Source organism: Pseudoxanthomonas sp. CF385 (assembly GCF_900104255.1).
Taxonomy (GTDB): Bacteria; Pseudomonadota; Gammaproteobacteria; order Xanthomonadales; family Xanthomonadaceae; genus Pseudoxanthomonas_A.
The window spans coordinates 593,455-619,794 of record NZ_FNKZ01000002.1; the positions used below are offsets into that span (position 1 = coordinate 593,455).

The 26,340-nt window shown below is 67.7% G+C and carries 28 protein-coding genes; 22 read left to right on the forward strand and 6 right to left on the reverse strand.

Annotated elements, in window-relative coordinates; translation table 11 throughout:
• Positions 1-29: 29 nt before the first annotated feature.
• From BLT45_RS12975 to BLT45_RS13030, 12 genes are all read left to right on the forward strand, one after another.
• The gene (locus BLT45_RS12975; RefSeq protein ID WP_093300673.1) at positions 30-569 is read left to right on the forward strand and encodes a GNAT family N-acetyltransferase; all 540 of its coding nucleotides are present in this window, start codon (positions 30-32) and stop codon (positions 567-569) included.
• Positions 566-898 (forward strand): non-heme iron oxygenase ferredoxin subunit, encoded by a 333-nt coding sequence (locus tag BLT45_RS12980; RefSeq protein ID WP_093300676.1) that lies wholly within the window; start codon positions 566-568, stop codon positions 896-898. The genes BLT45_RS12975 and BLT45_RS12980 overlap by 4 nt, the downstream gene beginning before the upstream one ends.
• Before the next feature lie 141 nt (positions 899-1,039).
• On the forward strand, positions 1,040-1,348 hold the full coding sequence (locus tag BLT45_RS12985) for a hypothetical protein (protein WP_139188014.1): 309 nt from the start codon (positions 1,040-1,042) through the stop codon (positions 1,346-1,348).
• Positions 1,349-1,485: 137 nt separating this feature from the next.
• Positions 1,486-3,747 carry a TonB-dependent receptor gene (locus tag BLT45_RS12990; protein ID WP_093300682.1) on the forward strand — a complete coding sequence of 754 codons (2,262 nt, stop codon included), beginning with the start codon at positions 1,486-1,488 and terminating at the stop codon, positions 3,745-3,747.
• Between the two features lie 73 nt (positions 3,748-3,820).
• Entirely contained in the window at positions 3,821-4,507 is a 687-nt protein-coding gene (locus tag BLT45_RS12995; protein WP_093300685.1) for a Fe2+-dependent dioxygenase, read from the forward strand.
• A gap of 95 nt (positions 4,508-4,602) precedes the next feature.
• The gene (locus BLT45_RS13000) at positions 4,603-5,058 is read left to right on the forward strand and encodes a hypothetical protein (protein WP_139188015.1); all 456 of its coding nucleotides are present in this window, start codon (positions 4,603-4,605) and stop codon (positions 5,056-5,058) included.
• A 105-nt stretch (positions 5,059-5,163) separates the two neighbouring features.
• The gene (locus BLT45_RS13005) at positions 5,164-7,530 is read left to right on the forward strand and encodes a TonB-dependent receptor domain-containing protein (RefSeq protein WP_093300691.1); all 2,367 of its coding nucleotides are present in this window, start codon (positions 5,164-5,166) and stop codon (positions 7,528-7,530) included.
• 73 nt (positions 7,531-7,603) lie between these two features.
• Positions 7,604-8,275, forward strand: a complete 672-nt coding sequence (locus BLT45_RS13010) for a PepSY-associated TM helix domain-containing protein (protein WP_093300695.1) — start codon at positions 7,604-7,606, stop codon at positions 8,273-8,275.
• A 29-nt stretch (positions 8,276-8,304) separates the two neighbouring features.
• Positions 8,305-8,838: a DUF2271 domain-containing protein gene (locus tag BLT45_RS13015; protein WP_093300698.1), complete on the forward strand. Its 534-nt coding sequence runs from the start codon at positions 8,305-8,307 to the stop codon at positions 8,836-8,838.
• A gap of 31 nt (positions 8,839-8,869) precedes the next feature.
• Positions 8,870-9,682, forward strand: coding sequence for a DUF4198 domain-containing protein (locus tag BLT45_RS13020; RefSeq protein ID WP_093300702.1), 813 nt, complete (start codon positions 8,870-8,872; stop codon positions 9,680-9,682).
• A gap of 42 nt (positions 9,683-9,724) precedes the next feature.
• Entirely contained in the window at positions 9,725-10,717 is a 993-nt protein-coding gene (locus BLT45_RS13025) for an FAD:protein FMN transferase (RefSeq protein ID WP_093300706.1), read from the forward strand.
• A gap of 5 nt (positions 10,718-10,722) precedes the next feature.
• Positions 10,723-12,354, forward strand: coding sequence for a sulfite reductase subunit alpha (locus BLT45_RS13030; RefSeq protein ID WP_254771911.1), 1,632 nt, complete (start codon positions 10,723-10,725; stop codon positions 12,352-12,354).
• 10 nt (positions 12,355-12,364) lie between these two features.
• Here the strand turns inward: BLT45_RS13030 and BLT45_RS13035 are convergent, their stop codons facing one another.
• Both BLT45_RS13035 and BLT45_RS13040 read right to left on the reverse strand, forming a co-directional pair.
• Positions 12,365-12,970 carry a HutD/Ves family protein gene (locus BLT45_RS13035; RefSeq protein ID WP_093300712.1) on the reverse strand — a complete coding sequence of 202 codons (606 nt, stop codon included), beginning with the start codon at positions 12,968-12,970 and terminating at the stop codon, positions 12,365-12,367.
• A gap of 283 nt (positions 12,971-13,253) precedes the next feature.
• A complete protein-coding gene (locus BLT45_RS13040) occupies positions 13,254-13,589 on the reverse strand; it encodes a ComEA family DNA-binding protein (protein WP_093300715.1) in 336 nt (111 codons plus the stop codon).
• 229 nt (positions 13,590-13,818) lie between these two features.
• On the opposite strand from BLT45_RS13040, the gene BLT45_RS13045 reads away from it, so the two are divergent.
• Positions 13,819-15,309: a M20 family metallopeptidase gene (locus BLT45_RS13045; protein ID WP_093300718.1), complete on the forward strand. Its 1,491-nt coding sequence runs from the start codon at positions 13,819-13,821 to the stop codon at positions 15,307-15,309.
• A gap of 132 nt (positions 15,310-15,441) precedes the next feature.
• On the forward strand, positions 15,442-15,708 hold the full coding sequence (locus BLT45_RS13050; protein WP_093300722.1) for a GlsB/YeaQ/YmgE family stress response membrane protein: 267 nt from the start codon (positions 15,442-15,444) through the stop codon (positions 15,706-15,708).
• A 70-nt stretch (positions 15,709-15,778) separates the two neighbouring features.
• Here the strand turns inward: BLT45_RS13050 and BLT45_RS13055 are convergent, their stop codons facing one another.
• Positions 15,779-17,185 carry a mannose-1-phosphate guanylyltransferase/mannose-6-phosphate isomerase gene (locus tag BLT45_RS13055; RefSeq protein ID WP_093300725.1) on the reverse strand — a complete coding sequence of 469 codons (1,407 nt, stop codon included), beginning with the start codon at positions 17,183-17,185 and terminating at the stop codon, positions 15,779-15,781.
• 72 nt (positions 17,186-17,257) lie between these two features.
• Between BLT45_RS13055 and BLT45_RS13060 the strand changes: the two genes are divergently transcribed.
• From BLT45_RS13060 to BLT45_RS13080, 5 genes are read left to right on the forward strand one after another with little or no spacing between them, the layout of a single operon-like run.
• Positions 17,258-18,274, forward strand: a complete 1,017-nt coding sequence (locus BLT45_RS13060) for an aminoglycoside phosphotransferase family protein (protein WP_093300729.1) — start codon at positions 17,258-17,260, stop codon at positions 18,272-18,274.
• Positions 18,271-18,972, forward strand: coding sequence for an N-acetylmuramate alpha-1-phosphate uridylyltransferase MurU (gene murU, locus BLT45_RS13065; protein ID WP_093300732.1), 702 nt, complete (start codon positions 18,271-18,273; stop codon positions 18,970-18,972). The genes BLT45_RS13060 and murU overlap by 4 nt, the downstream gene beginning before the upstream one ends.
• A gap of 45 nt (positions 18,973-19,017) precedes the next feature.
• Entirely contained in the window at positions 19,018-19,575 is a 558-nt protein-coding gene (locus BLT45_RS13070) for an RNA polymerase sigma factor (RefSeq protein WP_093300734.1), read from the forward strand.
• Positions 19,565-19,960 (forward strand): hypothetical protein, encoded by a 396-nt coding sequence (locus tag BLT45_RS13075; RefSeq protein WP_093300737.1) that lies wholly within the window; start codon positions 19,565-19,567, stop codon positions 19,958-19,960. Before BLT45_RS13070 ends, BLT45_RS13075 begins: the two co-directional genes overlap by 11 nt.
• An 11-nt stretch (positions 19,961-19,971) precedes the next feature.
• A complete protein-coding gene (locus BLT45_RS13080) occupies positions 19,972-20,847 on the forward strand; it encodes a PDZ domain-containing protein (RefSeq protein ID WP_139188016.1) in 876 nt (291 codons plus the stop codon).
• A gap of 1 nt (position 20,848) precedes the next feature.
• On the opposite strand, the gene hda is transcribed toward BLT45_RS13080, so the two are convergent.
• Genes hda through BLT45_RS13095 form a run of 3 tightly spaced genes read right to left on the reverse strand, consistent with a single transcriptional unit; the run spans position 20,849 to position 23,838 of the window.
• Positions 20,849-21,556: a DnaA regulatory inactivator Hda gene (hda, locus tag BLT45_RS13085; RefSeq protein ID WP_093302045.1), complete on the reverse strand. Its 708-nt coding sequence runs from the start codon at positions 21,554-21,556 to the stop codon at positions 20,849-20,851.
• A 23-nt stretch (positions 21,557-21,579) separates the two neighbouring features.
• Positions 21,580-22,743: an AI-2E family transporter gene (locus tag BLT45_RS13090; RefSeq protein WP_093300744.1), complete on the reverse strand. Its 1,164-nt coding sequence runs from the start codon at positions 22,741-22,743 to the stop codon at positions 21,580-21,582.
• 12 nt (positions 22,744-22,755) lie between these two features.
• Positions 22,756-23,838, reverse strand: a complete 1,083-nt coding sequence (locus BLT45_RS13095; protein WP_093300747.1) for a DUF2066 domain-containing protein — start codon at positions 23,836-23,838, stop codon at positions 22,756-22,758.
• A 170-nt stretch (positions 23,839-24,008) separates the two neighbouring features.
• Between BLT45_RS13095 and purM the strand changes: the two genes are divergently transcribed.
• From purM to purN, 3 genes are read left to right on the forward strand one after another with little or no spacing between them, the layout of a single operon-like run.
• A complete protein-coding gene (gene purM / locus BLT45_RS13100; RefSeq protein ID WP_175455879.1) occupies positions 24,009-25,025 on the forward strand; it encodes a phosphoribosylformylglycinamidine cyclo-ligase in 1,017 nt (338 codons plus the stop codon).
• Positions 25,026-25,033: 8 nt separating this feature from the next.
• Complete coding sequence (locus tag BLT45_RS13105; protein WP_093300753.1) at positions 25,034-25,654, forward strand: DUF2238 domain-containing protein; 621 nt, start codon at positions 25,034-25,036, stop codon at positions 25,652-25,654.
• A complete protein-coding gene (gene purN, locus BLT45_RS13110) occupies positions 25,651-26,304 on the forward strand; it encodes a phosphoribosylglycinamide formyltransferase (RefSeq protein WP_093300756.1) in 654 nt (217 codons plus the stop codon). The genes BLT45_RS13105 and purN overlap by 4 nt, the downstream gene beginning before the upstream one ends.
• Positions 26,305-26,340: the final 36 nt, after the last annotated feature.

Below are 26,340 nucleotides of genomic sequence, written 5' to 3' on the forward strand. Positions count from 1 at the left end.
GAACGGGCCGCCGCCCTACAATGGGCGGCATGGATACCCTCACCTTCCGCACCGCCACCCACGCCGACATCCCGGCGCTGGTCGACCTCGTCACGTCCGCCTATCGCGGTGACGTCAGCAAGCAAGGCTGGACCACCGAAGCCGACATGCTCGACGGCCAGCGCATCGACCCCGAGGTGCTTGGCCGCGACATCGACCGAGACCGCAGCCGCATCCTGCTGGCCGAACGCGACGGCGTACTGTTGGCCTGCGCACACGTGGCGGAAGACGAAGGCGCGGGCTACTTCGGCATGTTCTCCGTGCGGCCCGACCTCCAGGGCGGCGGCGTGGGCAAGGCCGTGTTGGCCGAAGCCGAGCGTGTCGCCCGCGACGAATGGCGCCTGCCGGCGATGCGCATGACGGTGATCGACATCCGCGACGAGCTGATCGCCTTCTACGGCCGGCGCGGCTATGTGCGCACGGGCATCAAGAAGCCGTTCCCGTATGGCGACGAGCGCTACGGCATTCCCAAGCGCGACGACCTGCGCTTCGAGATTCTGGAGAAACCGCTGGCGGGAGCCCTCGCATGAGCGATACCTGGACCTTCGTCTGCGCCACCGGGGAGTTGCTGCCCGGCGAGCTGAAGACGGTGTTCGACGAGGTCACCGGGACGCCCATCGTCGTGCTCAACCACGACGGCGACCTGTACGCGCTGGAAGACAAGTGCAGCCATGAGGACTTCGAGCTGTCCTCCGGCCATTTCGACCCGGCGGAAGCCAGCATCGAGTGCGTCCTGCACGGGGCCCGCTTCGATGTCCGCGACGGCCGCGCCCTGTGCGCCCCGGCCTACTCGCCGGTGGCCAAGTTCCCCGTCCGGCTGGAGCACGGCGGCATCTGGACCCGGGACGACCGGGACTGACCTGCAGAATGTAAACATTCTGTTGTAATCGCAAATCATTCTCATTATCCTGTCGCACCCCTGCGGCAGATCGCCGCAGCCCGCCCCTTCGAGGCCCCGGTGCCGCGCGTCCTTCGCCCTGTCCTGCCGACTGTCATCAGCGTGCTTCTGGCATGCCTGGTGCTGTTTGCCAGTGGGCTCAGCGCCTCGCCGATGCCGTCGCCCGCGATGGCGCACCTCGCCGCCGTCCAGACCGACGACAGCACCGACGGGGATCTTGCGGTAACGGCCAGCGAACGCGACAGCGCGTACGCCGCACTGCCAATGCCTGCCGAATCCGAACCCGGCGCCGGCCATGCCCCCGCGCTCGCCTCGCCGCGTCCAATCGATGGCCTGTACCGGATCGCCTCCGCGTCCGACGGCCCGCGCACGCGCTCGCACGCCTACCTGAGCTGCGGCCCACCGCGCTGAAGCTGCGTTGGCCCACGCCCCGCGCGTGGTGCCCGCTCCCGTGCGCCGCACACCGCGCACGAACCGAATCCCACTTTTCTCCCTCTGCCCCGTAGCTATCGCCACCGGGTCATCCGTCCAAGCACCCAAGGATGCCTATGAACTTCCGTCCCTCCCCCCTGACCGCCGCCCTGCTGATGGCGATCACCGCCCCGGCCCTTGCCGCTCCTGTCGGCGAAGCGCCGGCCGATGCCGCCATGCAGGCCAAGGAACTGGACACCGTCGAGGTGCACGGTGAACGCGTCCAGAAGGCCAGCTCGCCGAAGTACACCGAAGACCTCGTCGACACGCCGCAGACGATCACCGTGGTGACGAGCGAAGTCATGGCGCAGCAGAACCTGCTGGGGTTGAAGGACGTGCTGAGCACGCTGCCCGGCATCACCTTCGGCGCCGGCGAAGGCGGCGGCGGTTATGGCGACAGCATCAACCTGCGTGGCTTCAACGCCACGACCGACATCACGGTCGATGGCGTGCGCGACAGCGCCCAGTACACCCGAACGGACAACTTCAACCTCGAGTCCATCGAACTCATCAATGGCGCCAACTCGGCCATGTCGGGTGCGGGCTCGGTCGGCGGCAACATCAATCTGGTCAGCAAGACTGCGCGCGAGGGCGATTCCAGCACTTTCACCCTGGGTGCGGGCACGGACAGCTTCACTCGCGCGACGGTGGACAGCAATCACGATTTCGGCGGAGGCCAGGCCTTCCGCGTGAATGCGATGATCCACCGCAACGACGTGGCGGATCGCGATGTGGAGGAGTACAAGCGCTGGGGCCTTGCACCGTCGTTCGCGATCGGCCTGGGTACCGACACGCGCTTGACCCTGAGCTACTTGCACCAGCATGACGAAAACATCCCGGAGTACGGCTTGCCCTACTTCGCGGCGTACGGCGGCCTGCTGCCGGGAATCAGCCGCGACGCCTACTTCGGCTACCGCAACATGGACACGCAGGAAATCGACGTCGACGTAATGACCGCCGTGTTCGAGCACGACTTCAACGATTCGATCTCGGTGCGCAGCCTGGCGCGCTATCAGAAGGTGGACCAGTACACCGTGGTCAACCCCACCCAGGGCACGTGGTGCCTCGACAGCGGCATCAACCCGGCCACGGGCGCGGCATGCCCGACGGGCACGCTGCCGGGCACGTACCTGCCGAGCGGCCCCCGCGGCACCACGCGCGACACCACCAATGGGCTGGCGCTCAGCCAGACCGACTTGACCGCGCGCTTCACCACCGGCGGTGTCGAGCACGCCCTCGTCGCCGGTGTGTCCTTCATGCACGAAACCTACGACCTCGACAACGGCAACATCCAGCGCAACCCGAACGGGACCGCGCCGACCTATCCGCTCATGGACATCCATGACCCGGACAACGTCTACACCGGCCCCGTGAACTACATCCGGGGCGGCAAGACCACCGGCACGCTGGACAACCAGGCGCTATACGCTTTCGACACGCTGAAGTTCGGCCCGAAGTGGGAACTCGCGCTCGGCGCGCGCTACGAACACAATGAAGGCGACACGCGCACGCTGACCTACGCCACCCCGGCCGCCGGCGGCGCGATCACAGTCGGACCCAAGTTCCGCAACGAAGACGAGCTGTTTTCCTACCGTGCGGGGCTGCTTTTCAAGCCCGCCGACAACGGCAGCATCTACCTGTCGTACGCAAACTCGAAGACGCCATCGAAGGGCTCCGTCAACGGCGCCTGCACCTTGCAGACGTGCGAAGTCGACCCGGAGACGGCGGTCAACATCGAGCTCGGCACCAAGTGGAACCTGCTGGACGAACGGCTCGCCGTCACGGCCGCCGTGTTCCGCAACGAGCGTCAGAACTACAAGGTCGCCGACCCCAACAACCCCGACAATCCCTCCGGCACGCAGCAACTGGACGGCAAGGCGCGCGTCGACGGCATTGCGTTGGGCGTGGCCGGCAACATCACTCGTCAATGGTCCGTCTTTGCGAACTACACCTACTTGGATAGCGAAGTGCTCCAGAGCGTGTCGGACTTCGTGCGTGAGACCACAGGCATCGATGCGCAAGCGGGCAATCCGCTGCCCAATACGCCGGAGCATTCGGCAAGCGCCTGGACCACGTATGCCCTGCAGGATTGGACCTTCGGTTACGGCGCCACGTACCAGGGCGATTTCTACACGGCCAGCACGGCCAATGCGCCGCGCGTGAAGAGCTACATCATGCATCGCGCCATGGTCGGTTATCAGTTCAACCCCCGCTTCGGCCTGCAGCTCAACGTCGACAATCTGTTCGACAAGCAGTATTTCACGCGCGTGCGCAACAACGGGTGGGCCACGCCGGGCGCTGCACGCTCGGCAGTGCTCACCGCCACGATCAGGTTCTGATCGCGGGCACCGTAGTCCCCCTGCGCCCCGCCCATGCACAATGGGCGGGGTTTTCTGTCCGAGGTAAACCGACATGCTGCTGGCGATTCCGGATGTCCTGACTCCCGCGCAGGTCGCACAAGCACGGGCGCGGCTGGACGCCGCCAACTGGACGGATGGCCGCGTCACCGCCGGCTACCAGTCAGCCAAGGCCAAAGACAACGCCCAGTTGCCGGAGGACGCACCGGCGGCGCGCGAGGTCGGCGCCTTGATCCTGGATGCGCTGTCGCGCAACAGCACGTTCTTCTCCGCGGCGCTGCCCAAGCGCATCTATCCGCCGCTGTTCAACCGCTACGACGGGGGCCAGTCGTTCGGCTACCACGTCGACAATGCAATCCGCTACGACCGCAGCCGCGGGGGCGTCGATCCCGTTCGCACGGATCTGTCAGCCACCCTGTTCCTCAGCGCACCCGACGAGTACGACGGGGGCGAGCTGATCATCGAAGACACCTTCGGCACGCAGAGCGTGAAGCTGCCCGCCGGCCACATGGTGCTCTACCCCGGTACCAGCCTGCACAAGGTGACGCCGGTGACGCGCGGCGCACGCGTGGCCTCGTTCTTCTGGATGCAGAGCATGGTGCGCGATGATGGCCACCGCCGGCTGATGTTCGAACTGGATGTGTCCATCCGCCGCCTCACCGCCGACGTGCCGGAACACCCGGCGCTGGTCCAACTCACCGGGGTGTACCACAACCTCCTCCGGCAATGGGCGGAAACCTGAGGGGCAAACAAGAGCCAACCTTGTTTGCACTTGATAAGTATTCTTATCTAGAATGTCCGTTACGGCTCGCTTGCACGGCGGGCCAGGGGACCTTCTTGAACCAGCCGCCTGACAAGCCGACCGCCATGCCTGCGCATGGGATGGCGCACGCGCCATGGAAGCGCGTGGCCGGCTGGGCATTGTTCGTATTCGGCCTGGCGCTGCTGCTGGGTTCGGGCCTCCCCGATCTGTCGCATACCTCAGCCGCTAGCGAATCCGACGCGGCCACCGCACCGGCCTTCGTCTTCCACGACCTGCGCGACCACGGTGAACCCCGCGAGGAGCAGCATCGGGACACGCCGGCCAAGAAAGCCAGGCTCACCGCGCTGAAGGTGCTGACCGAGCGCGCCCCACAGTATGCGCGTGGCGTCGCATTCACCCTGCAGGCATCGCTGCCTGTGCCGGACATGCGTTCACGCGCAATCCCGGCCATGCCGGCTGCTCCCGGCGCATTGCATCGGCCCGACCCCGCGTTGAGCCTCCACTACGGCCAGGCGCCTCCGGCCGCCTGATCCGCATCCTGCGGCCCGATCCGGCCGCCCTTCGCTGTTCGCTCCCTGCAGCCCGCGCTTCCGCGCGAAGGCCGCCCCTTTCTTCATCCCATCAGACAAGACCCCATGAACGTCACCCGCACGTCCGTGCCCGCGCCGCTGCGCCGCCATCCCCTCGCCATCGCCCTGCTGGCCTTCGCCACCGCACCCGCGGTCGCCCAGACAGCGCCGGATGCCTCCGATGCCAACACCCTCGACACGGTGGTCGTGACGGCCTCCGGCTTCGAGCAGAAGATCACCGACGCGCCCGCCAGCATCAGCGTGATCACGCGCGAAGAGTTGCGCCAGCGGCCCTACATCACCCTGATCGATGCCGTCCGCGACCTGGAAGGCGTCGACGTCGGCGAAACCTCAGACAAGACCGGCCAGAAAACGGTGAGCATCCGCGGCATGGGCCCGGATTACACGCTGATCCTGATCGACGGCAGGCGCCAGAACAACCACGGCGACATTTATCCGAACTCCTTCGGCGGCAACCAGTTCAACCACATTCCGCCGCTGGACATGATCGAGCGCATCGAGGTCATCCGCGGCCCGGCGTCCACCCTGCACGGCGCGGATGCGCTGGGTGGCGTCATCAACATCATCACGCGCAAGGTCTCCGACCGCTGGCGCGGTTCGGCGACCCTCGGTCGCAGCATTCAGGAGAACAGCGACTTCGGAAGCGACAGCACCGCCGACTTTGCGTTGATGGGGCCGCTGGTGAAGGACCGCCTGGGCCTGGGCGTGCGCGGATCGTGGTACGAGCGCGATGCCTCCACGCCGGAGTACGAAACCATCACGGCACCTGATGGCACCGTGTTCGAGCGTGCACTCGGCTTCGGCGGCGGCGGCAAGACGGTGGACAACACCAACAAGAGCGCCGGCGTGACGTTGAGCTGGACGCCGACCGACACTCAGAGCGTGATCTTCGACTACGACACCTCCAAGCAGGTGTACGACAACACGCCGTACCTCAACAATCTGGGCACCGAGACCTACCCGCTGGGCACGGTGGACGGCCTGGCCGGCATTTGGCGCGCTGCGCCGCAGGTCGGCTACGCCGCGGACCAGGAGTTCACCCGCGACCAATGGTCAGTGACCCACCAGGGCCAATGGGCGTTCGGCAACAGCTTCGTCTCGCTCGCGCACATCGACACCGGCAACCATGGACGCACGCTCCCGTTCACCGTCGCCGAACGCCTGCTGCATCGGGACATCTACTGCAACAACGCCGCGACCTGCGCGACGGGCGCGTACGCAGGGCTGACGCGCGCGCAGCGCCAGCAGTTGGCTGTGGATACCTTCCTGCCGCGCCCGAAGCGCACCATGGAAAGCCGCCAGTACACGCTGGACGCCAAGCTGGACTTCGCCGTCGGCGACGCGCACCACTTCATCGTCGGCGGACAGGCCATCGACGGTGAACTGGAAGACGGCGTGTTCGGCATGGAAGGCGGCGGCGACGGCGGCGGCACCGTGCAGGACCACAAGATGTGGTCCGTCTTCGCCGAGGACAACTGGAAGCCGATCGAGCGCCTGACCATCACGCTGGGCCTGCGTCACGACGACCACAACGTGTTCGGCAGCCATCTCAGTCCGCGCGCGTACGCCGTGTGGGACGTCAGCGATGCATGGACGGTGAAGGGTGGCGTGAGCACGGGCTTCAAGACGCCCAAGACGACCGACCTGTACGACGGCATCACCGGCTTCGGCGGCCAGGGCACTTCGCCCTTCGTCGGCAATCCCGACCTGCAGCCGGAAACCAGCATCAACAGCGAGATCGCGGTCTACTGGACCTCGGCCGACGACGCGCACACCTTCAATCTCACGGTGTTCCGCAACGACTTCGACGACAAGATCGCCCGCGGCGAGACCAGCCTGAGCTGCGAACAGACCGGCGGCGTGCGCCCCTGCGCGAACCTGGGCGACTACGCGCAGCTCGGCTACACCACGTATGCGCAGAACATCAACATCGACGAAGTGCGCATCCAGGGCGTCGAAGTGGCGGGCCGTTGGGGCATCACCGACGCGCTGTCGCTGCGCGCCAACTACACCTACACCGACAGCGAGCAGCTGAGTGGTGCGCAGCAGGGTCTTCCGCTCACGAATACCGCCAAGCACATGGCGAACACGAGCCTCAACTGGCAGGCGACGGAGAACTTCAGTCTGCAGTTGCTGGCGGAAGCGCGCTCGAAGCGCTATCGCGACGTCATTAACGGTGTGCGACGCGACTACGAGGACTACACCGTCCTGCACCTGGGCGCGCAGTACCGGTTCAACGAGCACGTCTCGCTGTCCGGCCGCATCAACAACCTGCTGGACGAAGACTTCACCACGTTCCAGACGGTGTGGACGCAGGACGCCAGCGGTGCGTACGCACCCAGCTACCTCGACGACTACAACAACAAGGACAAGTCGCGGAACCTGTGGCTGAGCCTCAACGTCAACTTCTGAGGCCTTGGGACGTTCCCCTTCCTGCGGGAAGGGGAACACTCTTCAATTGAGAGCCATTCTCATCTGTGATGTAATGGCCGCCCCGCGCCCTCCTGCCTTCGAGACGCCGTTGTCCCCATCCGCCTCCCCCGCCCTGCAACAGCAACGCCGTGGCTTCTGGCTGCGCACGCTGCATCAGTGGCACTGGATCAGTTCGGCGGTCTGTCTGGTGGGGATGCTGCTGTTCACGATCACCGGCATCACGCTCAACCATGCCGCCCGGATCGAAGCCAAGCCCGAGGTCAGCAACCGCACGGCCACGTTGCCGGCGCCCGTGCTCGCCGGCATGGGCGATCGCCAGGAAGGCAACGCGCCGCTGCCGCCGCCGGTTGCCGGGTGGCTGGAAGACGAGTTGTCCATCGCCATCGGTACGCGACAGGCGGAATGGTCCGATGTCGAGGTGTACCTCTCCATGCCGGGCCCCGGCACCGACGCCTGGTTGAGCATCGACCGCGAGACCGGCGCCGTGGAGTTCGAGCGCACGAACCGCGGCTGGATCTCCTACTTCAACGACCTGCACAAGGGCCGCAATGCCGGAACGGCCTGGAGTTGGTTCCTGGACATCTTCGCGGTGGCCTGCCTGGTGTTCTGCATCACCGGGTTGTTCCTGCTCTACCTGCACGGCCGCCAGCGCCGCATGACCTGGCCGATGGTCGGCCTGGGCCTGTTGGTGCCGCTGCTGATCGCCCTGCTCTTCATCCACTGATCCCCCTCCCCGCACCCACGAGTGACCGCATGTCCAAGATCGCCGTCCACACCACGCTGACCATCGCACTCAGCGGCCTGCTGGCCGCGCCGGCCTACGCCGCCACCCTGGACATCAATGTCGAAGTCCCCAAGCTCAACGTCGCCGAATACCACCGCCCGTACGTGGCGATCTGGATCGAGGGCGCCGACCAGAAGGTCGCCGCCAACCTGTCGGTCTGGTACCAGCAGCGCGACACCGCCGAAGGCCACGGCACCAAGTGGTTGCCCGACATGCGCCAGTGGTGGCGCAAGTCCGGCCGCACGCTGAAGGTGCCGGTGGATGGCGTCACCGGCCCGACCAAGCCGGTGGGCAAGCACGCCCTGAGCTTCACCGACAAGCAACCGCAGCTGGCCAACCTGGCGCCGGGCGACTACACGCTGGTCGTCGAGGCCGCGCGCGAAGTCGGTGGCCGCGAACTGCTGAAGATCCCCTTCAGCTGGCCGGCCAAGAAGCCGCCGCAGACCGGCAAGGCGCAAGGCACCACCGAACTCGGCGCCGTCACCCTGTCCGTCAAACCCTGATCCCCTTCCACGTACGCAGCTGGAGATTCCGATGAAGCGTTCCCTTGCCGTGGCCATTGCCCTGGCCTCCGTCATTCCCGCCAGCGCCCTGGCCCACAAGGCCTGGATGATGCCGTCGCAGACCGTCATCGCCGGCACCAATCCGTGGATCACGGTGGATGCCGCAGTGTCCAACGACCTGTTCTACTTCAACCACGTGCCGCTGCGCACCGAAGGCCTGGTCATCACCGCGCCGGACGGCAGCACGGCGGAGGCGCAGAACCTCGCCACGGGCAAGTACCGCACCGTGTTCGACGTCGAACTGAAGCAGCAGGGCACCTACCGCATCGCGACCGTCAACAAGGGCCTGATGGTCCGCTGGGAAGGCGCCGACGGCAAGCCGGCCGGCCTGCGCGGCGCCAAGCCCGAGGACCTCGCCACCAAGGTGCCGAAGGACGCGAAGAACCTGCAGGTCTCGCAGTCCGTCGGCCGCGTCGAGACGTTCGTGACCAATGGTTCGCCGAACGACACCGCGCTGAAGGCGACCGGTGAGGGCCTCGAGCTTTTGCCCGTGACGCACCCCAACGATCTGTTTGCCGGCGAGCAGGCCAAGTTCAAGATGCTGGTCGACGGCAAGCCGGCAGCGGGCCTGGAGTTCGAGATCACCCGCGGCGGCACGCGGTACCGCAACGCCCAGGACGAGATCAAGGTCACCACCGACGCCAACGGCGAGTTCAGCGTGACCTGGCCGGAAGCCGGCATGTACTGGCTGGAAACCGGCACGGAAGACACCAAGACCACGATTCCGCAGGCCAAGCAGCGTCGCCTGAGCTACGTGGCCACGCTGGAAGTGCTTCCGCAGTAAGCCGCAACGCGTCGCCGGGCTCCGGTCCGGCGGCGTTACCGCATGAACGCGACTCTCTCCGCTTCTTCCGCACCGACAACGCCCGTGCAGGCCCTGCATGGGCACACGATGGGCACGACCTGGTCGGTGCGCTTCCATGCGCGCATGCGTACGGATCTGCACACGCTGCATGACGCCGTGCAGGCGCGTCTCGACCGCGTGGTCGCCGAGATGAGCACCTGGGAACCGGATTCGGACATCAGCCGTTTCAACCGCGCGGATGCCGGCACCTGGTGCGTGCTGCCGGGAGGGTTCGCCACCGTCCTGGCCGCTGCCCTGGAGGTCGCCGCACGCAGCGAAGGCGCCTTCGATCCGACCATCTCCCCGCTCGTCGCGGCCTGGGGCTTCGGCGCGCATGCCCATGCGCGCGGTCGCCCGTCCGATACGGCGCTGGCGCAGGCGCGTGAGCGCGTCGGGTGGAAACACCTGTCATTCGATCCGACGGCCGGCCGCGTACTCCAGCATGGCGGTATCACCCTGGATCTGTCGGCGATCGCCAAGGGCTACGGCGTGGACGTGGTGGTCACGTTGCTCCGGCAACGCGGGATCGACGCTGCTCTGGTCGAGGTCGGTGGCGAACTCTATGGCTACGGTCGCAAACCCGACGGGCAGCCGTGGCGCGTGCTGGTCGAATCGTCCCCGGACGAGGAGGCCGACAGCGAGGGCCTGGAGCCTCGCGTGCTGCGACTGGACGGCATCGCCGTGGCCACCTCGGGCGATCGCTGGCATGCCTACGAACATGACGGCACGCGCTACTCGCACACGATCGATCCTCGCACCGGCGTTCCGGTCAATGACGTGGCGGCCGCCGTCACCGTCGTCGCCGATACCGCGATGCAGGCGGATGCCTGGGCGACGGCGCTCACCGTGATGGGCACGCAGGCGGGCCACGCGCATGCCGCGGCGCTCGGCCTGGCCGCCCGCTTCCTCGAACGCACCCCTGAAGGCCTGGTGGAACGCGCGACCGCGGCCTTCGAACGGCATCTCGACGCATGAGTCGGATGCCGGTGGGATCCACTTTCCGCGCACGCGTGGGCAATGCGCTCGTGTTGGCGGTGCTCGCTGCTATCGCCGTATTGATGGCCCGTTGGCAGGGCGGCGACTGGTGGGTGGCCACGCCCGCGACCGCACGATGGGCCGTGGCGGGTGCTGCCCTGTTCGCCTACGTCGGACTCACGGCCGGCTGGCTGTGGTGGGCGCACCGACGGGATCGCGCGGTGTCGCCAAGCGATGCGGTGCCGCACGACGCTACGTGGATCGTGCATGCGAGCCAGACCGGTTTCGCCATCGAACTGGCCGACCTGACAGCGGAATCCCTGCGCAAGGCCGGCATGCAGGTGCAGCGCTGCGCCCTCGAACATCTGGATGGCGAACGACTGGCCACCATCCCGCAAGCGCTCTTCATCGTCAGCACCACGGGGGAAGGCGACCCGCCGGATCCGGCGTTGGGATTCGTACGATCGGTGATGGGCCGTCCCGCGACGCTGGCGCATTTCCGCTACGCCGTCCTCGCCCTCGGCGATCGCGAGTACCAGCACTTCTGTGCCTTCGGCCACCAGTTGGACGACTGGCTGCGCCGGCACGCTGCGCAGCCCCTGTTCGATCTGGTCGAAGTCGACAATGCGGACGACGGCGCCCTGCGCCACTGGCAACACCATCTGGGCCAGATCAGTGGGAGTGCCGATCTTCCCGACTGGGAAGCGCCGCGTTATGCGACGTGGTCGTTGGCCGAGCGTCGGGAGCTGAATCCCGGCAGCCTGGGCGGTCCCGCGTTCCACATTTCCCTCGCGCCTCCTGCCGCAGCATCCGCGCAGTGGGAGGCCGGCGATATCGTCGAGATCGGTCCGCGGCATGCGCGCGCCGACGTCCACGCCTTCCTGCAATCGATCGGCTGCTCGCCCGATGAACGCGTGACCTGGCAGGGCGAACATTGCTCACTGGCCGATGTGGTGGCGGCAAGCCAATGGCCTTCGATGCCGGCCCATCCGGGCACCGTCTCGGCGCAATCCGTGGCGGACGCGGCCGTGCCGTTGCCCCATCGTGAATATTCGATCGCCTCGATCCCGAGCGACGGTGCCCTGCACCTACTGGTACGTCTGATGACGCGCGAGGACGGTGCGCCGGGATTGGGCAGCGGCTGGCTGTGCCGGCATGCCGTGCCCGGAGACGGCATCGCGTTGCGCATCCGCCGCAATCCCAATTTCCACGCACCCGCGCCCGACGTGCCGATGATCCTGATCGGTAACGGAACGGGACTGGCGGGCCTGCGTGCGCACCTGCGTGCGCAGGAGCGCGTGGGTGCGCACCGCAACTGGTTGCTGTTCGGTGAGCGCCAGCGTGCGCACGACGACTTCCACGGCGAAGAGCTCGCGCGTTGGAAGGCCGAGGGCCACCTGGAGCATCTGGACCTGGTGTTCTCACGCGATGGCGGATCGCATCGCTACGTACAGCATGCGTTGCGGGCGCAGTCACAGCGGCTGCGCGACTGGATCGACGCGGGTGCCGCGATTTACGTCTGCGGCAGCCTGGAGGGCATGGCGCCGGGCGTGGATGAGGTCCTGCGTGAAGTGCTTGGCGATGCCCGGGTGGAAGCGCTGCTCGGCATGGGTCGTTACCGCCGCGACGTGTACTGATACCGCGCCGTCACAACGAGGCATCACGCCGCGCGGAATCCTCGATACGGATGGCCAGCAGCTCACCTCCCCCCTGCAGCGCGTATCGCCTGCGGCCTTCCGTCGACACGAGGAACGCCGTGTCTCCGGTCCAGAGCGGAGGCAACCCGTCCGCGATATCGAACACTGCCTGCCCCGCCAGCAAATGGATCGCCCAGGTGACGCCGGGTTCGGCAAAGAACAACATCGTCCCCACCAGCGGGCGATGGAACAACTCCGCCCGCACCGCATCGCGCCGCCACATCAGATTGAAGTCGTGCGTCAGGCCATCGACCAGTTCGCCGTGCACGTCGTCTTCACCCCGGAAGCGCAGCTTTCCGTGCGGCGGCTCAAGCGTTACGCAGCGCCCATCGGTGAAGCGGAGGCGCAGCCCATTCCCGCGCACCAGCACAAGTTCCCGGTCGACGCCGGGAAACGACGAGAAGGCCGCATCGCGCTCGATTTCCGCGATCGACAACCGCCAACGCCAGGCGTCGTCGTCGGGAACACGGATGATCTCGCGCGTCCATCCGAGTCCGTTCTTCCAGCGCTCGCGCCGGTACTCGTTGGCCGGAATGACGTGCGATGCCTCCCGCATGAGAACCCCACCCAATGTCGATGCGCGATTCTAGCCCGACATCACCTGTGCCCCTCGACCTCCACTTATCGCAGAAAGCACATCGCCCGGGCACACATCCTGCGCGCCCGGGCGATGCTCACTTCCGTGTCGGCTCCTGCCTTCCACCAGGGTCAACCCTGGTCACCGCGAATCCCTCGCTCGATAAGTACGTCCTTGTCGGCGTCCTGCCTGGTTCCCCCCGGCATCCTGCCCCTGCATGAGGTGTCCACATCCTGTGGAAACTGCCGCATGCGGGAATTGATCAACGCCTGGCCACCGGCTTCGGCTTGGCGGCACTTGCGGCGGCAGGCTTGGCTTGCGCCGCGCCGGTGCGCAGCTCGATGCGCTCCCGGTTCTGCTCCACCAGGCTCAGGCCGATGCCCTTCACCATCGCCAGTTCTTCAGCGCTCTTGAACGGGCCGTTGGCCTTGCGGTACTCCACGATCGCGGCGGCCTTGGACGGCCCCACGCCGACCAGCACCCGGTCCAGCGCGGCGGCGTCGGCCGTATTGATGTTGACCTTCTCCGCCGCCAGCGCCGGCACGGCCAACAGCAACGACAGCGCGATGACCTTGGCAAACTGGATCAATGACTTCATGACGACTCTCCTTGTGACGTTGGACTCTCCATGGAAGACGGATGCATTGCGGCATCCACCTGTTTCCGCCGCCTGCGACGGTGTGGAGAGTCTCCAGCGCCCATGGGAGCCAAGGTATCGCCTGCGCGCGCGCGGGTCTGCCCGTAAACGCCGCGCGAGGATGTAGGAAAAGTCCTACCCCTTAGGGGCGTAGAATGGGCGGTCATCGCATCCAGTACCCGGAGTTGTCATGGATACCGCCAAAGTCGACCGCTACGTTGCCGAAAAATGGGACGACGAGATCGTCCCGCAACTGGTCGAATACATCCGCATCCCGAACAAGTCGCCGATGTTCGACAAGGACTGGGTGGCCAACGGGTACATGGAACAGGCGGTGCAGCTGATGGAGCGCTGGGCGAAGGCCCAGCCGGTGCCGGGCATGGAGGTCGAGGTGGTCCGGCTGGAAGGGCGCACGCCCCTGATCTTCATCGAGATCCCGGCCACCGGCCCCGACACCGGCGCCGACACGGTGCTGCTGTACGGCCACCTGGACAAGCAGCCGGAAATGACCGGCTGGGACGACGACCTGGGCCCGTGGGTGCCGGTGATCAAGGGCGACAAGCTGTACGGCCGCGGCGGCGCCGACGACGGCTATGCGATCTTCGGCTCGCTGGCCGCCATCCAGGCGCTGCAGCAGCAGGGCGCACCGCACGCGCGCTGCGTGATCCTGATCGAGGCCTGCGAAGAGTCCGGCAGCTACGACCTGCCCGCCTATGTCGACCATCTCGCCGACCGTATCGGCAAGCCCTCGCTGGTGGTGTGCCTGGATTCCGGCTGCGGCAACTACGAGCAGCTATGGTGCACGACCTCGCTGCGGGGGCTGGCCGGCGGCAACTTCACCGTCAAGGTGCTCGAGGAAGGCGTGCACTCCGGCGATGCGTCGGGCATCGTGCCGTCGAGCTTCCGCCTGCTGCGCCAGTTGCTGTCGCGCCTGGAGGATGAGCAGACCGGCCGCATTTTGCCCGAAGGCCTGCAGGTGGATATCCCAGCGGATCGCCTGGCGCAGGCGCAGCAAGCCGCCCGCGTGCTGGACACTGCGGTATTCGACAAGTTCCCGTTCCTGCCTGGCATGACGCCGATGGCGGACGACCTGGCCCAGTTGGTCCTCAACCGCACCTGGCGCCCGGCGCTGTCGGTGACCGGCGTCGATGGCATGCCGCCGTTGTCCTCGGCGGGCAACGTGCTGCGCCCGTATACCTCGGTGAAACTGTCGCTGCGCCTGCCTCCCACCCTGGAAGGCAAGCAGGCCGGCCAGCTGCTGAAGGACCTGCTGGAGAAGGATCCGCCCAACGGCGCGCAGGTCAGTCTGGAACTGGAAAAAGCCAGCACCGGCTGGAATGCGCCGACGATGTCGCCGTGGCTGGAGAAGGCGATCGACGCGTCCAGCCGCGAGTTCTTCGGCAAGCCGGCGATGTACATGGGCGAAGGCGGCACGATCCCGTTCATGGGCATGCTGGGCGAGAAGTTCCCCGGCGCGCAGTTCATGATCACCGGCGTGCTCGGCCCGCATTCCAACGCACACGGACCGAACGAATTCCTGCACATCCCGATGGGCAAGAAGGTCACCGCCTGCGTGGCCCGGGTGATCGCCGAACACCACGCGGCCAGCGTGCGGGGCGAGACGACCGGCGTGGCCGCCGTGGCGGGTGGCGAGCAGCACGGCGACCACGGCTGCTGCTGAGCGGCTGGCCGCACCGTACGCGAAGCGCCGGGGAAACCCGGCGTTTCCATTTCCGCGCCAAAGGGATGGCCCATGCGCCCGGCAGCCTGCTAGGCTCGCATCGCCCCACACCTTCCCAACCGGAGCGATTCGATGGAACAGATCTTTGGTGGCGGTATTCTCTGGACCCTGCTCATCGGCTTCCTCGCCGGCCTGCTCGCACGCGCCCTGAAGCCCGGCGACGATAAGCTTGGCTTCTTCATGACCATCGTGCTCGGCATCCTGGGCGCCCTGCTGGCCCGCTTCATCGGCGGCGCACTGGGCTGGTACAGCCCGGGTGAACCCACCGGCTTCATCGCTTCGGTGATCGGTGCGATCCTACTGTTGGTTATCTACGGCTTCGTTCGCAAGAAGAAGTGATTTGCAGAACAAAAAAAGGCCCCGCATTCGCGGGGCCTTTTTCTTGCGTTGGACGCAGTCGGCGGATCGATCACTGGCTGCGGCCGTATACGTCCTCAAATCGCACGATGTCGTCCTCGCCCAGGTAGCTGCCGGACTGAACTTCGATCAGCTCCAGCGGCACCTTGCCCGGATTCTCGAGCCGATGCTTCACGCCGAGCGGGATATACGTGCTCTCGTTTTCCGACAGCAGCAGCGTCTCGTCGCCGCGGGTCACCTTGGCGGTGCCACTGACGACGATCCAGTGCTCGGCGCGGTGGTGATGCATCTGCAGGCTCAGCGCGGCGCCGGGCTTGACCTTGATGCGCTTCACCTGGTGGCGCCCCCCGTTGTCGACGGAGTCGTAGCTGCCCCACGGGCGATGCACTTCGCGGTGCAGGACGGCCTGGCTGCGCTGTTCCTTCTTCAGTTGCGCGACCACCTGCTTGACGTCCTGCACGCGATCCTTGCGCGCGACCAGCACCGCGTCGTCGGTCTCCACCACCACGATGTCGTCCACGCCGACCAACGCCACCAGGCGTTGCGCGTACGCATAACTGTTGCGGCTGTCGACCGCGATCACGTCGCCATGGTGCGCGTTGCCGTCGCCGTCGCGCTCGGCCACGTCCCACAACGCGGACCAGCTGCCCACATCGTTCCAGCCGATGTCCACCGGCAGCACCATCGCCTCCGCGGTCTTCTCCATCACGGCGTAGTCGATGGAATCCGAGGGGCACGCCGCGAACGCCTCCTTGTCCAGGCGCACGAAATCGCCGTCGTGCCGTGCGGCTGCGTGCGCCGCACGCACGGCATCGACGATGTCGGGGCGGAATCGGGCGAGTTCTTCCAGGAAGCGGCTCGCACGGAACAGGAACATGCCGCTGTTCCAGTAATAGCCGCCCGCATCGAGGTACGACTGGGCGGTGGCGGCATCGGGCTTCTCGACGAAGCGCGAGACCTTGCGCAGCCCGTCGCCCGTCTCGGCCTGGATATAGCCGAACCCGGTTTCGGGTGCATCGGGCACGATGCCGAAGGTAACCAGCGCACCCGCCTCGGCGGCCGCCGAGGCGTCGCGCACGGCGCGCTGGAAGCCGGCCACGTCGCGGACGACATGGTCGGAGGGCAGCACCAGCAGCAGCGGGTCGGCGCCACCCGCCATCGCCTGCAACGCCGCGGCCGCGATCGCAGGTGCGGTATTGCGGCCGACCGGCTCCAGCAGGATCGCCGGTACCGGCGCACCGATCTGGCGCAGCTGTTCGGCGACCAGGAAACGGTGTTCTTCGTTGGCGACCACGATCGGGCCGAGGTCGGCCAGTGCTTCGACGCGCCGCCAGGTGGCCTGCACCATGGTGTCGTCGCCGGCCAACGGCAGGAACTGCTTCGGGTAGGCCTCACGCGAGAGGGGCCACAGGCGCGTGCCGGAGCCGCCGGAAAGCAGCACGGGTTGGAGTTTGGCCATGCAAGCCTCGCAAGTCGGTAGGGCGCCAGTTTACCCTGTAGCTCTTTGACGCCAGTGCCCGGCCACAACCGCATGAACCCCACGATTCAGGACCCCTCCGGGCGAGGCGCCCAACGCCTGGAATGGGCGCGCGGTGCGCTCGGCGACCCCTATGCGCAGCTGGAGCGCGCATCGATGGATGCGGGTTTCCGCAGCTACTGGCGCAGCCTGGGGGATGGTCCCGGACGCATCGTGATGGACTCGCCCCCGGGCCTTGAGGACGTGCGGCCCTGGCTGGCCATGCGTGGGTTGCTGGCGGACGGCGGCGTGCGCGTGCCCGAGGTGCTGGCCATCGACACCACGCTTGGCTTCCTGCTGCTGGAGGACCTCGGCGGGCCGACGCTTGCGCACGTGATCAGCGACGACAATGCCGACACCTGGTTCGACGCCGCCCTCGAGCAGTTGCTGCGCCTGCAGGCGATCGCGCCGCCCGAGGACATGGGCGAGTTCGGCGAGGCGCTGCTGCAACGCGATGCCGGGCTGTTCGACGAATGGTTCCTGCGCCGGCACCTCGGGTTGACGCTCGATTGCGGCGAAGCGGACGGGCTGGAACTGGCGCAGCGCCGCCTGATGGACAACGCCCTGACCCAGGCGCGCGTGCTGACGCACCGCGACTTCATGCCGCGCAATCTGATGCCGGTGACGCCGGGCCCCGCCGTGCTCGATTTCCAGGACTGCGTGCGCGGGCCGATCGCCTACGACGCGATGAGCCTGTTCAAGGACGCGTTCCTGAGCTGGCCGCTGGAGCGTGTCGATGGCTGGCTGGCGCGTTACCACGCGCGCGCCACGCGCGCCGGCCTGCCGGTACCGGAACTCAAGGTCTTTCTCCGCGACGCGGACTGGATGGGCATCCAGCGGCACCTGAAAATCCTCGGCATCTTCTCGCGGCTCCACTACCGCGATGGCAAGACGCGCTACCTGCCGGACGTGCCGCGCTTCATCCGCTATCTCGACGAAGTGCTGCCGCGGTATCCGGAGCTGGCGGGACTGCGCACGCTGCTCGATGCGCGCATCAAGCCCGTCCTTCACGCTCGCGGTGAGATCGCATGAAGGCGCTGGTGTTCGCGGCAGGCCTGGGCGAGCGCATGCGGCCGCTGACCGACCACACGCCCAAGCCGCTGATCGAAGCGGGCGGCAAGCCGCTGATCGTCTGGCACCTGGAAAAGCTGGCGGCACTCGGGGTGCAGGAGGTGGTGGTCAATACCAGTTGGCTGGCCGACCACTTCCCGCTCACGCTCGGCGACGGCGCACGCTGGGGCCTGCGCATCCACTATCTCTACGAAGGCGACACGCCCCTGGAAACCGGCGGCGGCATGCTCAATGCGCGCCCGCTGCTGGGGGAAGCGCCGTTCCTGCTGGTCAACGGGGACATCTGGACCGATTTCGACTTCGCCGGGCTCCCGCGCGAACCCCGCGGGCTCGCGCACCTGGTGATGGTGGATCCGCCCGGATACGCCACGCACGGCGATTTCGCGCTCGACGCGGAAGGCCATGTGCGGCACGACGGCGCGCGACGGCTGACCTATGCGGGCATCGGTCTTTATCGCCCCGCGTTGCTGGACGACTGGGCGCAGCACGTGGACGAACACGCCGGTGTGGTCGCCGACGGCAAGCCGCGCTTCCGCCTGGCGCCCCTGCTCCGCGCGCACATGGACAGCGACCTGATCACCGGCCAGCACCACGACGGGCGCTGGACCGACGTCGGCACGCCCGGGCGCCTGGCGGAACTGGAAACCGCCCTGCGATAGGGTCCGCTGCGACGATCCGGTGCTCCCGCGCGTACTGTGGACCAGATGGATGCGCGCACGGCCCCCCAACCCGACTCCGAAGCCGCCCGCCTGCGGCGAGCGCGCCGTGGCGACCAGGCAGCCTTCGAAGCGCTGTATCACGAGCACGCGCGCGCCGTGCACGCGTTGGCGTTCCGGCTGACCGGCAACACGGCCGAAGCGGAGGACATCGTGCAGGACACGTTCCTGCGGATGTTCGGATTCCTGTCAGGCCTGCGCGACGACACGCCACTGCGGCCATGGTTGAAACGCGTGGCCGCCAACCTGGCCATCGACCGCCTGCGCCGCCAGCATCGGTCCGGCACGGAGGCCGAACTCGCCCTGTTGGCTGACGACTCGCACGCATCGGCCGTCGATGCCGTCGATGCGGAAGCGCTGCTGCGACGTTTGCCTCCGCCCGCGCGTACTGTCGTATGGCTGCACGAAATGGAGGGCTGGTCGCACGAAGACCTCGGCCGCCGCTTCGGGCGTACGGCCAGTTGGTCCAAATCGCTGTTGTCCCGCGCGCTCACGCGGCTGCGCGAGGACCTCGAACCCCCTGGAGATGCTTCCCATGACCCGTGAACCGATCCAGGCGCGCCTGGCCGCCCTGCCGGAACCCGAACTGCCACCCGCGTTGTGGCCTCGCCTGCATCTCGCCCGCGTGCGTCAGCGCGAACGTCGCAAGCGGGTCGTCGCGGGGGGACTGGCGATGCTGGCCGTGATCGCATTGCCGCTCGTTTACACGCGTCTCGCGCCTACGCCCGCGCCCGTCCCCGCACCGGCCGTGCTTGCGACAGCCCCGCGCGCACCGTTGCACGAAGAGCCGCTGCGCAGCGTGGACCGCGCGCTGCAACACGCCTACGAGCGTGGCGCCAGCGAACAGGAGCTGCAATGGCTGTGGCAGCGTCGCGAGACACTCGCCGAACACGGCACGGCTGCGGCTCCGCCCCAACCCATCGAAATCTGAGGCCCACCTTCATGGACATTCTCCGCATCCCCCCCCGCCTCCTGGTCGCGACCGCATTGATGGCCGGCGCGATCGCGAACAGCCACGCGCAGTCGACCCGTGAACTCGATGCCGCCCTGGTGCAGATGTCGGAGCGCGGCGACCTCAAGGACGCCGGCGCCCCCCAAGTGATCCAGAAACCCGCGCAGGTCCGTTACGAACTCGGCGCGGTGGTCGATGTGCGTAGCGCGCAGCGATCCGGCTTGCCGGTCCTGGCGCTGACGCCCGACGGACCCGCCGCGCGCATCGGGCTGAAAGTGGGCGACAGGCTGGTCGCGCTGAATGGCGTGCGGCTGGATGGCGCTTCACCGCCGGCGCCCTTGCTGGAGCAGGCCATGCAGCGGGGCCAGGGCCGCATTACCGCTGAGGTGCTGCGCGGTACGGCGCCGGTAACGCTCAAGGGAACGGCGGATGTCAGCGCCGTGCCGGCGTACCGGCTGGAGATCGGCCCGGATACCCGGGGTACCTGCGGGTTCGTCACCGCGCGCATGGGCGTGGTACCGAAGACCCGGAACATTTTCCGGGCCGACATCACCACCATCGATGGGCGCAGTACGCCGCTGCAGTCGGTCAACCGCCACCGGCTGGCGGCGGGACGGCATGTCCTGGTGGTGCAGGAACTGATCGATACGAATCGCCTGAACCCGGCGCAGCTGGTGCAGATCAACAAGATGAAGCGCTTCGCGCTGGCGAAGGCCTACAAGCCGCTGGTGGTCGACATCAAGCCGAACACGAGCTACCGCATCGGCGCGCGGCTGCTGCGCGACAGGCTGGATACCCAGAGCCTGCGCGACAACGCGTACTGGGAGCCCGTGGTGTGGGAAGAAGTCGCGGAGCCGTGCCCCTGACTCAGTCCGTGGGCGGCTTTCCGCTGCCCAGCGTCTGGCGCAGGAACGGCACGGTGATGCGCCGCTGGGCGGCGAGGGATGCGCGGTCGAGCGTGTCGAGCAACGCGACCAGCGCACCCAGATCGCGCTGGGTATGGGTGAGCAGCCAGTCGAGCGAGGCGTCCTCCAGCACCAGGCCGCGCCGGTGCGCGCGTTCGCGCAGGACGTCGCGACGCCCGTCGTCGTCCAGCGGGTCCAGCATGATGCGCATGCACTGCTGCAGGCGCGAGCGCAGGTCGGGCAGGACCAGGCCGAGTTCATCCGGAATGCCGCGCGCGGTGTACAGCACGTTGAGGCCGTTCGCGCGCGCCCGATTGTGGAAATCGAACAGCGCGACTTCGTCCTCGCGGTTACCCGCGACGGCTTCGAGGCCGTCGAGCGCGATCACGTCGTACCCTTCCAGCGCCTCGAGCGCCTCGCGCGCACGGCCGGCCGCCGCGATCATCGGCAGGTACGCCGCGCGGCGCTCCTGCTGTTCGGTGGCAGCGCACAGCGCGAGCGCCAGATGGGTCTTGCCGGTGCGCGAAGCGCCGGCGATGTAGGTCCACGTCGCAGCAGGCTGCGCGGCCAGCGCCCGCAGACCCGGCAACGCGCCGTCCGGCGGACGCACGAAGGTCTCGAGTCGCTGGTCGGCGGGATAACGCAGCGCGAGGGGCAGCTGCGGCCCCACGTTCGCGCCGCCCGGGGCGTTGCTCACGGCTCTTCGCTGCCCCGCTCGGACGCCTGCTCCAGGCTGCCCTTGTCGATGTAGGAATCCAACAGGATCGCCGGCCTGTCGCCGGCATACAGCCGACTCTGCGTGTAGCGTTCATGGGCGAACCGCAGCAGCACGTTGGCGATCGCCGCGATCGGCAGCGCCAGCAGCATGCCCAGGAACCCGAACAGCTGGCCGCCGGCCATGATGGCGAAGATCACCGCCACCGGGTGCAGGCCGATGCGATCACCGACGATGCGCGGTGTCAGCACGTAGCCCTCCAGCATCTGGCCGACCACGAACACGCCCATCACCATCGCCACCAGCGACCAGTCGCCGCCGGACTGCACCAGCGCGGCAATCACGCCCAGCACGATGCCGCTTGCGGTGCCCAGGTAGGGCACGAAGCTGATCAGGCCGGCGATGATGCCGACCAGCAGGCCGACCTTCAGGCCCACCGCCGACAGGCCGACCGCGTAGATCGCGCCCAGCGCCAGCATCACCAGGAACTGCCCGCGCAGGAAAGCGCCCAGCACCTCATTCGATTCCAGCGCCAGTCGGGTGACCGTGGCGATGTGGTCGCGCGGCACCAACGCGGCGATACGCTCCACCAGCAGGTCCCAGTCGCGCAGGAAATAGAACGTCAGGATCGGCAACAGCACCAGGTTCGCGATCCACGCCATGACGGCGAAGCCCGAACGCGAGAAGTAGCCGAACAGCGTCGCCGCCACGCCGCCGGCCTGTTGCCAATGGCTGCGTACCCATTCGGTCAGCCGGTCCGGATCCAGCCAGGCGACCAGTTCGAGCCCCGTACGGCGCTCGACCCATGGCAATGCGGTCTGCACGAACCAGTCGCGATAGGCCGGCAGCGATTCGATCACCGTGACCACCTGGCGCTCGATCATCGGCACCAGGATCACCAGCGCCAGCACCAGCAACAGCAGCATCAGGGTGAAGACCAGTACCACGGCCGTGGTCCGCGAGCGGCCGGTGCGCTGCAGGCGGTCCACCCACGGGTCGCCCAGCCAGCCCAGCAGGGCGGCACAGACGAACGGGGTGAGCACCGGCGCAAGCAGCCAGACCAGCCAGCCCACGATCAGCGCGATGAAGAGCCATTGCCAACGGCGGGCCAGCGTTCCTACCGGCGTGGAAGAAAGGTCCATGCGACTCCCTGGTCAGCGCATCTGGAAGGCCGGCGGCTCGCCTTCGCCGCCCGTGAACGGTGCCTGGTCGCCCATCGTGCGGCGGAAGCCGGCAAGGCCGGAAACCAGTTCGAGATCCAGCTCCAGCATGTCGCCGCTCGCCCGCACCGGCGTGATGCGGCGGACGACGGCCATCTTCTGCAGGTGACCGGTCAGGCGGAGGTAGTCGTCGGTGCTGCGGACACCGGAGAACAGGACGCGATAGGTGCCCGCCGGACCGGCGGTCCCGCGCTTGCCGTACCGCTTCACCAGCGCATCGGCCGTACCGTCCGCGCCGGACGACATCGCGCGCCGGGCATCGGCATCGGTGACCGACCACTTCGCCAGCACCTTGCCTGCATCGACGAACACCCAGTCGGCCGTCCAGCTGTTCTTGTCGCGATACAGCTTGCCGATCAACTGCATGGGCGGGCTGTAGCGCGAGGATGCCCGCGCCACGGCGGCCGTGTCCTGCCGCCAGATGGCGCCGACCAGCGCCTGCTCCGCGGCGCCGCCGCTCGGCAGACCGAGGCTGTAGCCACGTTCGTTCGCGCGGTTGAGCAGCGGACGTGCGGCGTTGGATTGCGGCAGGCCGACCAGGCGCGGACCGCTGCCGTCGTTGATCGCCAGCCAGACCACCGGCTTGGGGCGCGGCTGCGGCCAGATCGGCAGGCCGAGAGCGCCCGCCAGGCCGTTGACCTGGTCTTCATCGAAGCGCACCACCAGCGTGGTGCGGAACGTCGGCGCGCCCGCTGCCGAGGTGCCCTGGTCCTGGCGGTAGTCGTAGCCATCGACGTAATCCTTGGCATTGCGCAGTTCGGCGCCCACGCCCGGGCGCGACATCACGCCCCGATCGCCCGACAGCTTGCCGAGCACGCTGCCCAGCGCGCGCGCGAAACCGCCCTGGCGCTCGGCTTCACCCTGCCCGTTCACCGGCACTTCCGCCTGGTAGAGACCGCGCGCCGACACCGCGTCGCCTTCCGTGCGCAGGCCGGACTGGGCCTGCACGGCGGGCGTCGTGGTCAATGCCGCCAACAGCAGGGCGGTGGCGAGGGCGAAACCAGGAATCCGGCGCATCGAGCGTCCTTGAGCTCTTCTGACCCCTCGAATTGTTGCCCGAATGGCATGCCCTCGCCAACGCCGGCCGTTCAGGCCGGCCGATTCCGGTGGCGATTCCTTTAAAATCACGCCTCTTGCCCCGCCGAAGACCGACCGTGACCCAGCCGACGACGCCTGCCCCCACCCCGATGACCTATCGCGACGCGGGTGTCGACATCGACGCCGGCAACGAACTGGTCGAGCGCATCAAGCCGCTGGTCAAGCGCAGCTTCCGCCCCGAGGTGATGGGCGGCCTGGGCGGCTTCGGCGCGCTGTTCGACCTGTCGGGCAAGTACCGCGAGCCGGTGCTGGTCTCCGGCACCGACGGCGTGGGCACCAAACTGAAGCTGGCGCAGCAGTTGGGCCGCCACGACACCATCGGCATCGACCTGGTCGCGATGTGCGTCAACGACGTGCTGGTCCAGGGCGCCGAGCCGCTGTTCTTCCTCGACTACTTCGCCACCGGCAAGCTCGACGTGGACACCACGGTGGCCGTGGTCGGCGGCATCGCCCGTGGCTGCGAGCTGTCCGGCTGCGCGTTGATCGGCGGCGAGACCGCCGAGATGCCCGACATGTACGGCCCGGGCGAATACGACCTCGCCGGCTTCTGCGTGGCGGCGGTGGAAAAGTCGCGCCTGCTGGACGGCGGCAAGGTCCGCGCCGGCGACGTGCTGATCGGCATCGCGTCCAGCGGCCCGCATTCCAACGGCTATTCGCTGGTCCGCCGCATCTACGACCGCGCCGGCCGTCCCGCCGACATCGACGTGGGTGGCGTGAAGCTCGCCGATGCGCTGATGGCGCCGACCACGCTGTACGTGAAGCCCATTCTCGAGCTGCTGCAGGCCCATGACCTGCACGGCATGGCGCACATCACCGGCGGTGGTCTCACCGAGAACATCATCCGCGTCGTGCCCGACGGCCTGGGCCTGGAGATCGACGCCAGCGCGTGGGCGCTGCCGCCGGTGTTCGACTGGCTGCAGCGCGAAGGCGCGGTCGAAGACAGCGAAATGTGGCGCACCTTCAACTGCGGCATCGGCTTCGTGCTGGTGGTCGCGCCGGACCAGCTGCCGGCCGTGCAGGCGGACCTGGCGCGCCTGCAACTCACGCATTGGCAGATCGGCCAGGTGGTGCCGGCCGCGGGCGGCGAGCGCGTCCGCATCGGCTGAGGCGCGCGATGCCGCGCACCAAGGGGATCGCCTTCGGGCTGACGCTGGCCGTGTTCGCGGCCAGCTGGATCGCGCCTCGCTGGCCCGTCGAGCAGGCGATGCACAGCAGCCTGACCGTGCTCGGCCTCGTCTGGCTGTGGTGGCACGACCGCCGCTGGTCCCTGCGGCCGATGCACTTCGCGCTGATCTGCGCGTTCATCGTGGCGCACTGCATCGGCGCACGCTGGCTGTATTCCAACGTGCCGTACGACGCGTGGCTGCGGGCCGCGATCGGGTGGTCGCCTGCGGAGGCCTTCGGCTGGCACCGCAACCACTTCGACCGCTTCATCCACCTGATGTACGGCGTGTGTTTCGCGCCCGCGGTCTGGCACTGGCTGCGCCAGCGCTGGCCGGCGCTGTCCATGGGGAAGGCCTTCGGCATCGCGGTGATGCTCATCATGTGCAGCAGCCTGGTCTACGAGTGGCTGGAGTGGGGCATCGCACTGACGATGTCGCCGGACGCCGCGGAGTCCTACAACGGCCAGCAGGGCGACGTCTGGGACGCCCACGCCGACATGCTGCTTGCGACCCTCGGCGCGCTCGCGACCTGGCCGCTGGCGCGCCGCGAACGCACGCAGGCAGCGACATGACGGCGCGCATCGCGGTGCTGGCGTCCGGCAGGGGCAGCAACCTGCAGGCGATCCTGCGGGCCATCGAGGCAGGCACATTGAAGGCCGAGGTCGTGGGCGTGTTCTCGGACCGTCCCGCCGCGCCGGCCCTGCGGCTCGTGCCGCCCGCTGCACGCTGGAGCGCGAAACCGTCCGGTTTCCCCGACCGGGCGGACTACGAGGCCGCACTGGCCGACGCGGTCACCACCGCCAAGCCCGACTGGATCGTCTGCGCGGGCTACATGCGCATCCTGGGCGATGCCTTCATCGCGCGTTTCCGCGGCCGGCTGCTGAACATCCATCCCTCGCTGCTGCCCAAGTACCGCGGCCTGCATACCCACGCCCGCGCCCTCGAAGCCGGCGATACCGAGCACGGCGCCAGCGTCCATTTCGTCGTCCCTGAACTCGATGCCGGCGCGGTCATCGGCCAGGTCCGCATCCCCGTCGTCGCCGGCGACACCCCGGAAACCCTCGCCGCTCGCCTGCTGCCGCGTGAACATGCCCTGCTGGTGGCCGCCCTGCGGCTGGCCGTCGCCGGGGAGTTAGCTGAACAGGGAGATACGGCGTACCGTCATGGTCAGGCGCTATTAAATCCCCTGTCTCTAGATTCAGCCGACCGTTTGGTTCCCTGACGCTTCGCCTCCCCCGGATGTCCCTCAACCTACGTC

Excerpts from the sequence above, each read along its gene's own strand:
- BLT45_RS12975 (WP_093300673.1), top strand. The coding sequence starts at position 30 with ATGGATACCCTCACCTTCCGCACCGCCACCCACGCCGACATCCCGGCG.
- BLT45_RS12980 (WP_093300676.1), top strand. The coding sequence starts at position 566 with ATGAGCGATACCTGGACCTTCGTCTGCGCCACCGGGGAGTTGCTGCCC.
- BLT45_RS12990 (WP_093300682.1), top strand. The coding sequence starts at position 1,486 with ATGAACTTCCGTCCCTCCCCCCTGACCGCCGCCCTGCTGATGGCGATC.
- BLT45_RS12995 (WP_093300685.1), top strand. The coding sequence starts at position 3,821 with ATGCTGCTGGCGATTCCGGATGTCCTGACTCCCGCGCAGGTCGCACAA.
- BLT45_RS13005 (WP_093300691.1), top strand. The coding sequence starts at position 5,164 with ATGAACGTCACCCGCACGTCCGTGCCCGCGCCGCTGCGCCGCCATCCC.
- BLT45_RS13010 (WP_093300695.1), top strand. The coding sequence starts at position 7,604 with ATGGCCGCCCCGCGCCCTCCTGCCTTCGAGACGCCGTTGTCCCCATCC.
- BLT45_RS13015 (WP_093300698.1), top strand. The coding sequence starts at position 8,305 with ATGTCCAAGATCGCCGTCCACACCACGCTGACCATCGCACTCAGCGGC.
- BLT45_RS13020 (WP_093300702.1), top strand. The coding sequence starts at position 8,870 with ATGAAGCGTTCCCTTGCCGTGGCCATTGCCCTGGCCTCCGTCATTCCC.
- BLT45_RS13025 (WP_093300706.1), top strand. The coding sequence starts at position 9,725 with ATGAACGCGACTCTCTCCGCTTCTTCCGCACCGACAACGCCCGTGCAG.
- BLT45_RS13030 (WP_254771911.1), top strand. The coding sequence starts at position 10,723 with ATGCCGGTGGGATCCACTTTCCGCGCACGCGTGGGCAATGCGCTCGTG.
- BLT45_RS13035 (WP_093300712.1), bottom strand. The coding sequence starts at position 12,970 with ATGCGGGAGGCATCGCACGTCATTCCGGCCAACGAGTACCGGCGCGAG.
- BLT45_RS13040 (WP_093300715.1), bottom strand. The coding sequence starts at position 13,589 with ATGAAGTCATTGATCCAGTTTGCCAAGGTCATCGCGCTGTCGTTGCTG.
- BLT45_RS13045 (WP_093300718.1), top strand. The coding sequence starts at position 13,819 with ATGGATACCGCCAAAGTCGACCGCTACGTTGCCGAAAAATGGGACGAC.
- BLT45_RS13050 (WP_093300722.1), top strand. The coding sequence starts at position 15,442 with ATGGAACAGATCTTTGGTGGCGGTATTCTCTGGACCCTGCTCATCGGC.
- BLT45_RS13055 (WP_093300725.1), bottom strand. The coding sequence starts at position 17,185 with ATGGCCAAACTCCAACCCGTGCTGCTTTCCGGCGGCTCCGGCACGCGC.
- BLT45_RS13060 (WP_093300729.1), top strand. The coding sequence starts at position 17,258 with ATGAACCCCACGATTCAGGACCCCTCCGGGCGAGGCGCCCAACGCCTG.
- murU (WP_093300732.1), top strand. The coding sequence starts at position 18,271 with ATGAAGGCGCTGGTGTTCGCGGCAGGCCTGGGCGAGCGCATGCGGCCG.
- BLT45_RS13070 (WP_093300734.1), top strand. The coding sequence starts at position 19,018 with ATGGATGCGCGCACGGCCCCCCAACCCGACTCCGAAGCCGCCCGCCTG.
- BLT45_RS13075 (WP_093300737.1), top strand. The coding sequence starts at position 19,565 with ATGACCCGTGAACCGATCCAGGCGCGCCTGGCCGCCCTGCCGGAACCC.
- BLT45_RS13080 (WP_139188016.1), top strand. The coding sequence starts at position 19,972 with ATGGACATTCTCCGCATCCCCCCCCGCCTCCTGGTCGCGACCGCATTG.
- BLT45_RS13090 (WP_093300744.1), bottom strand. The coding sequence starts at position 22,743 with ATGGACCTTTCTTCCACGCCGGTAGGAACGCTGGCCCGCCGTTGGCAA.
- BLT45_RS13095 (WP_093300747.1), bottom strand. The coding sequence starts at position 23,838 with ATGCGCCGGATTCCTGGTTTCGCCCTCGCCACCGCCCTGCTGTTGGCG.
- purM (WP_175455879.1), top strand. The coding sequence starts at position 24,009 with ATGACCTATCGCGACGCGGGTGTCGACATCGACGCCGGCAACGAACTG.
- BLT45_RS13105 (WP_093300753.1), top strand. The coding sequence starts at position 25,034 with ATGCCGCGCACCAAGGGGATCGCCTTCGGGCTGACGCTGGCCGTGTTC.
- purN (WP_093300756.1), top strand. The coding sequence starts at position 25,651 with ATGACGGCGCGCATCGCGGTGCTGGCGTCCGGCAGGGGCAGCAACCTG.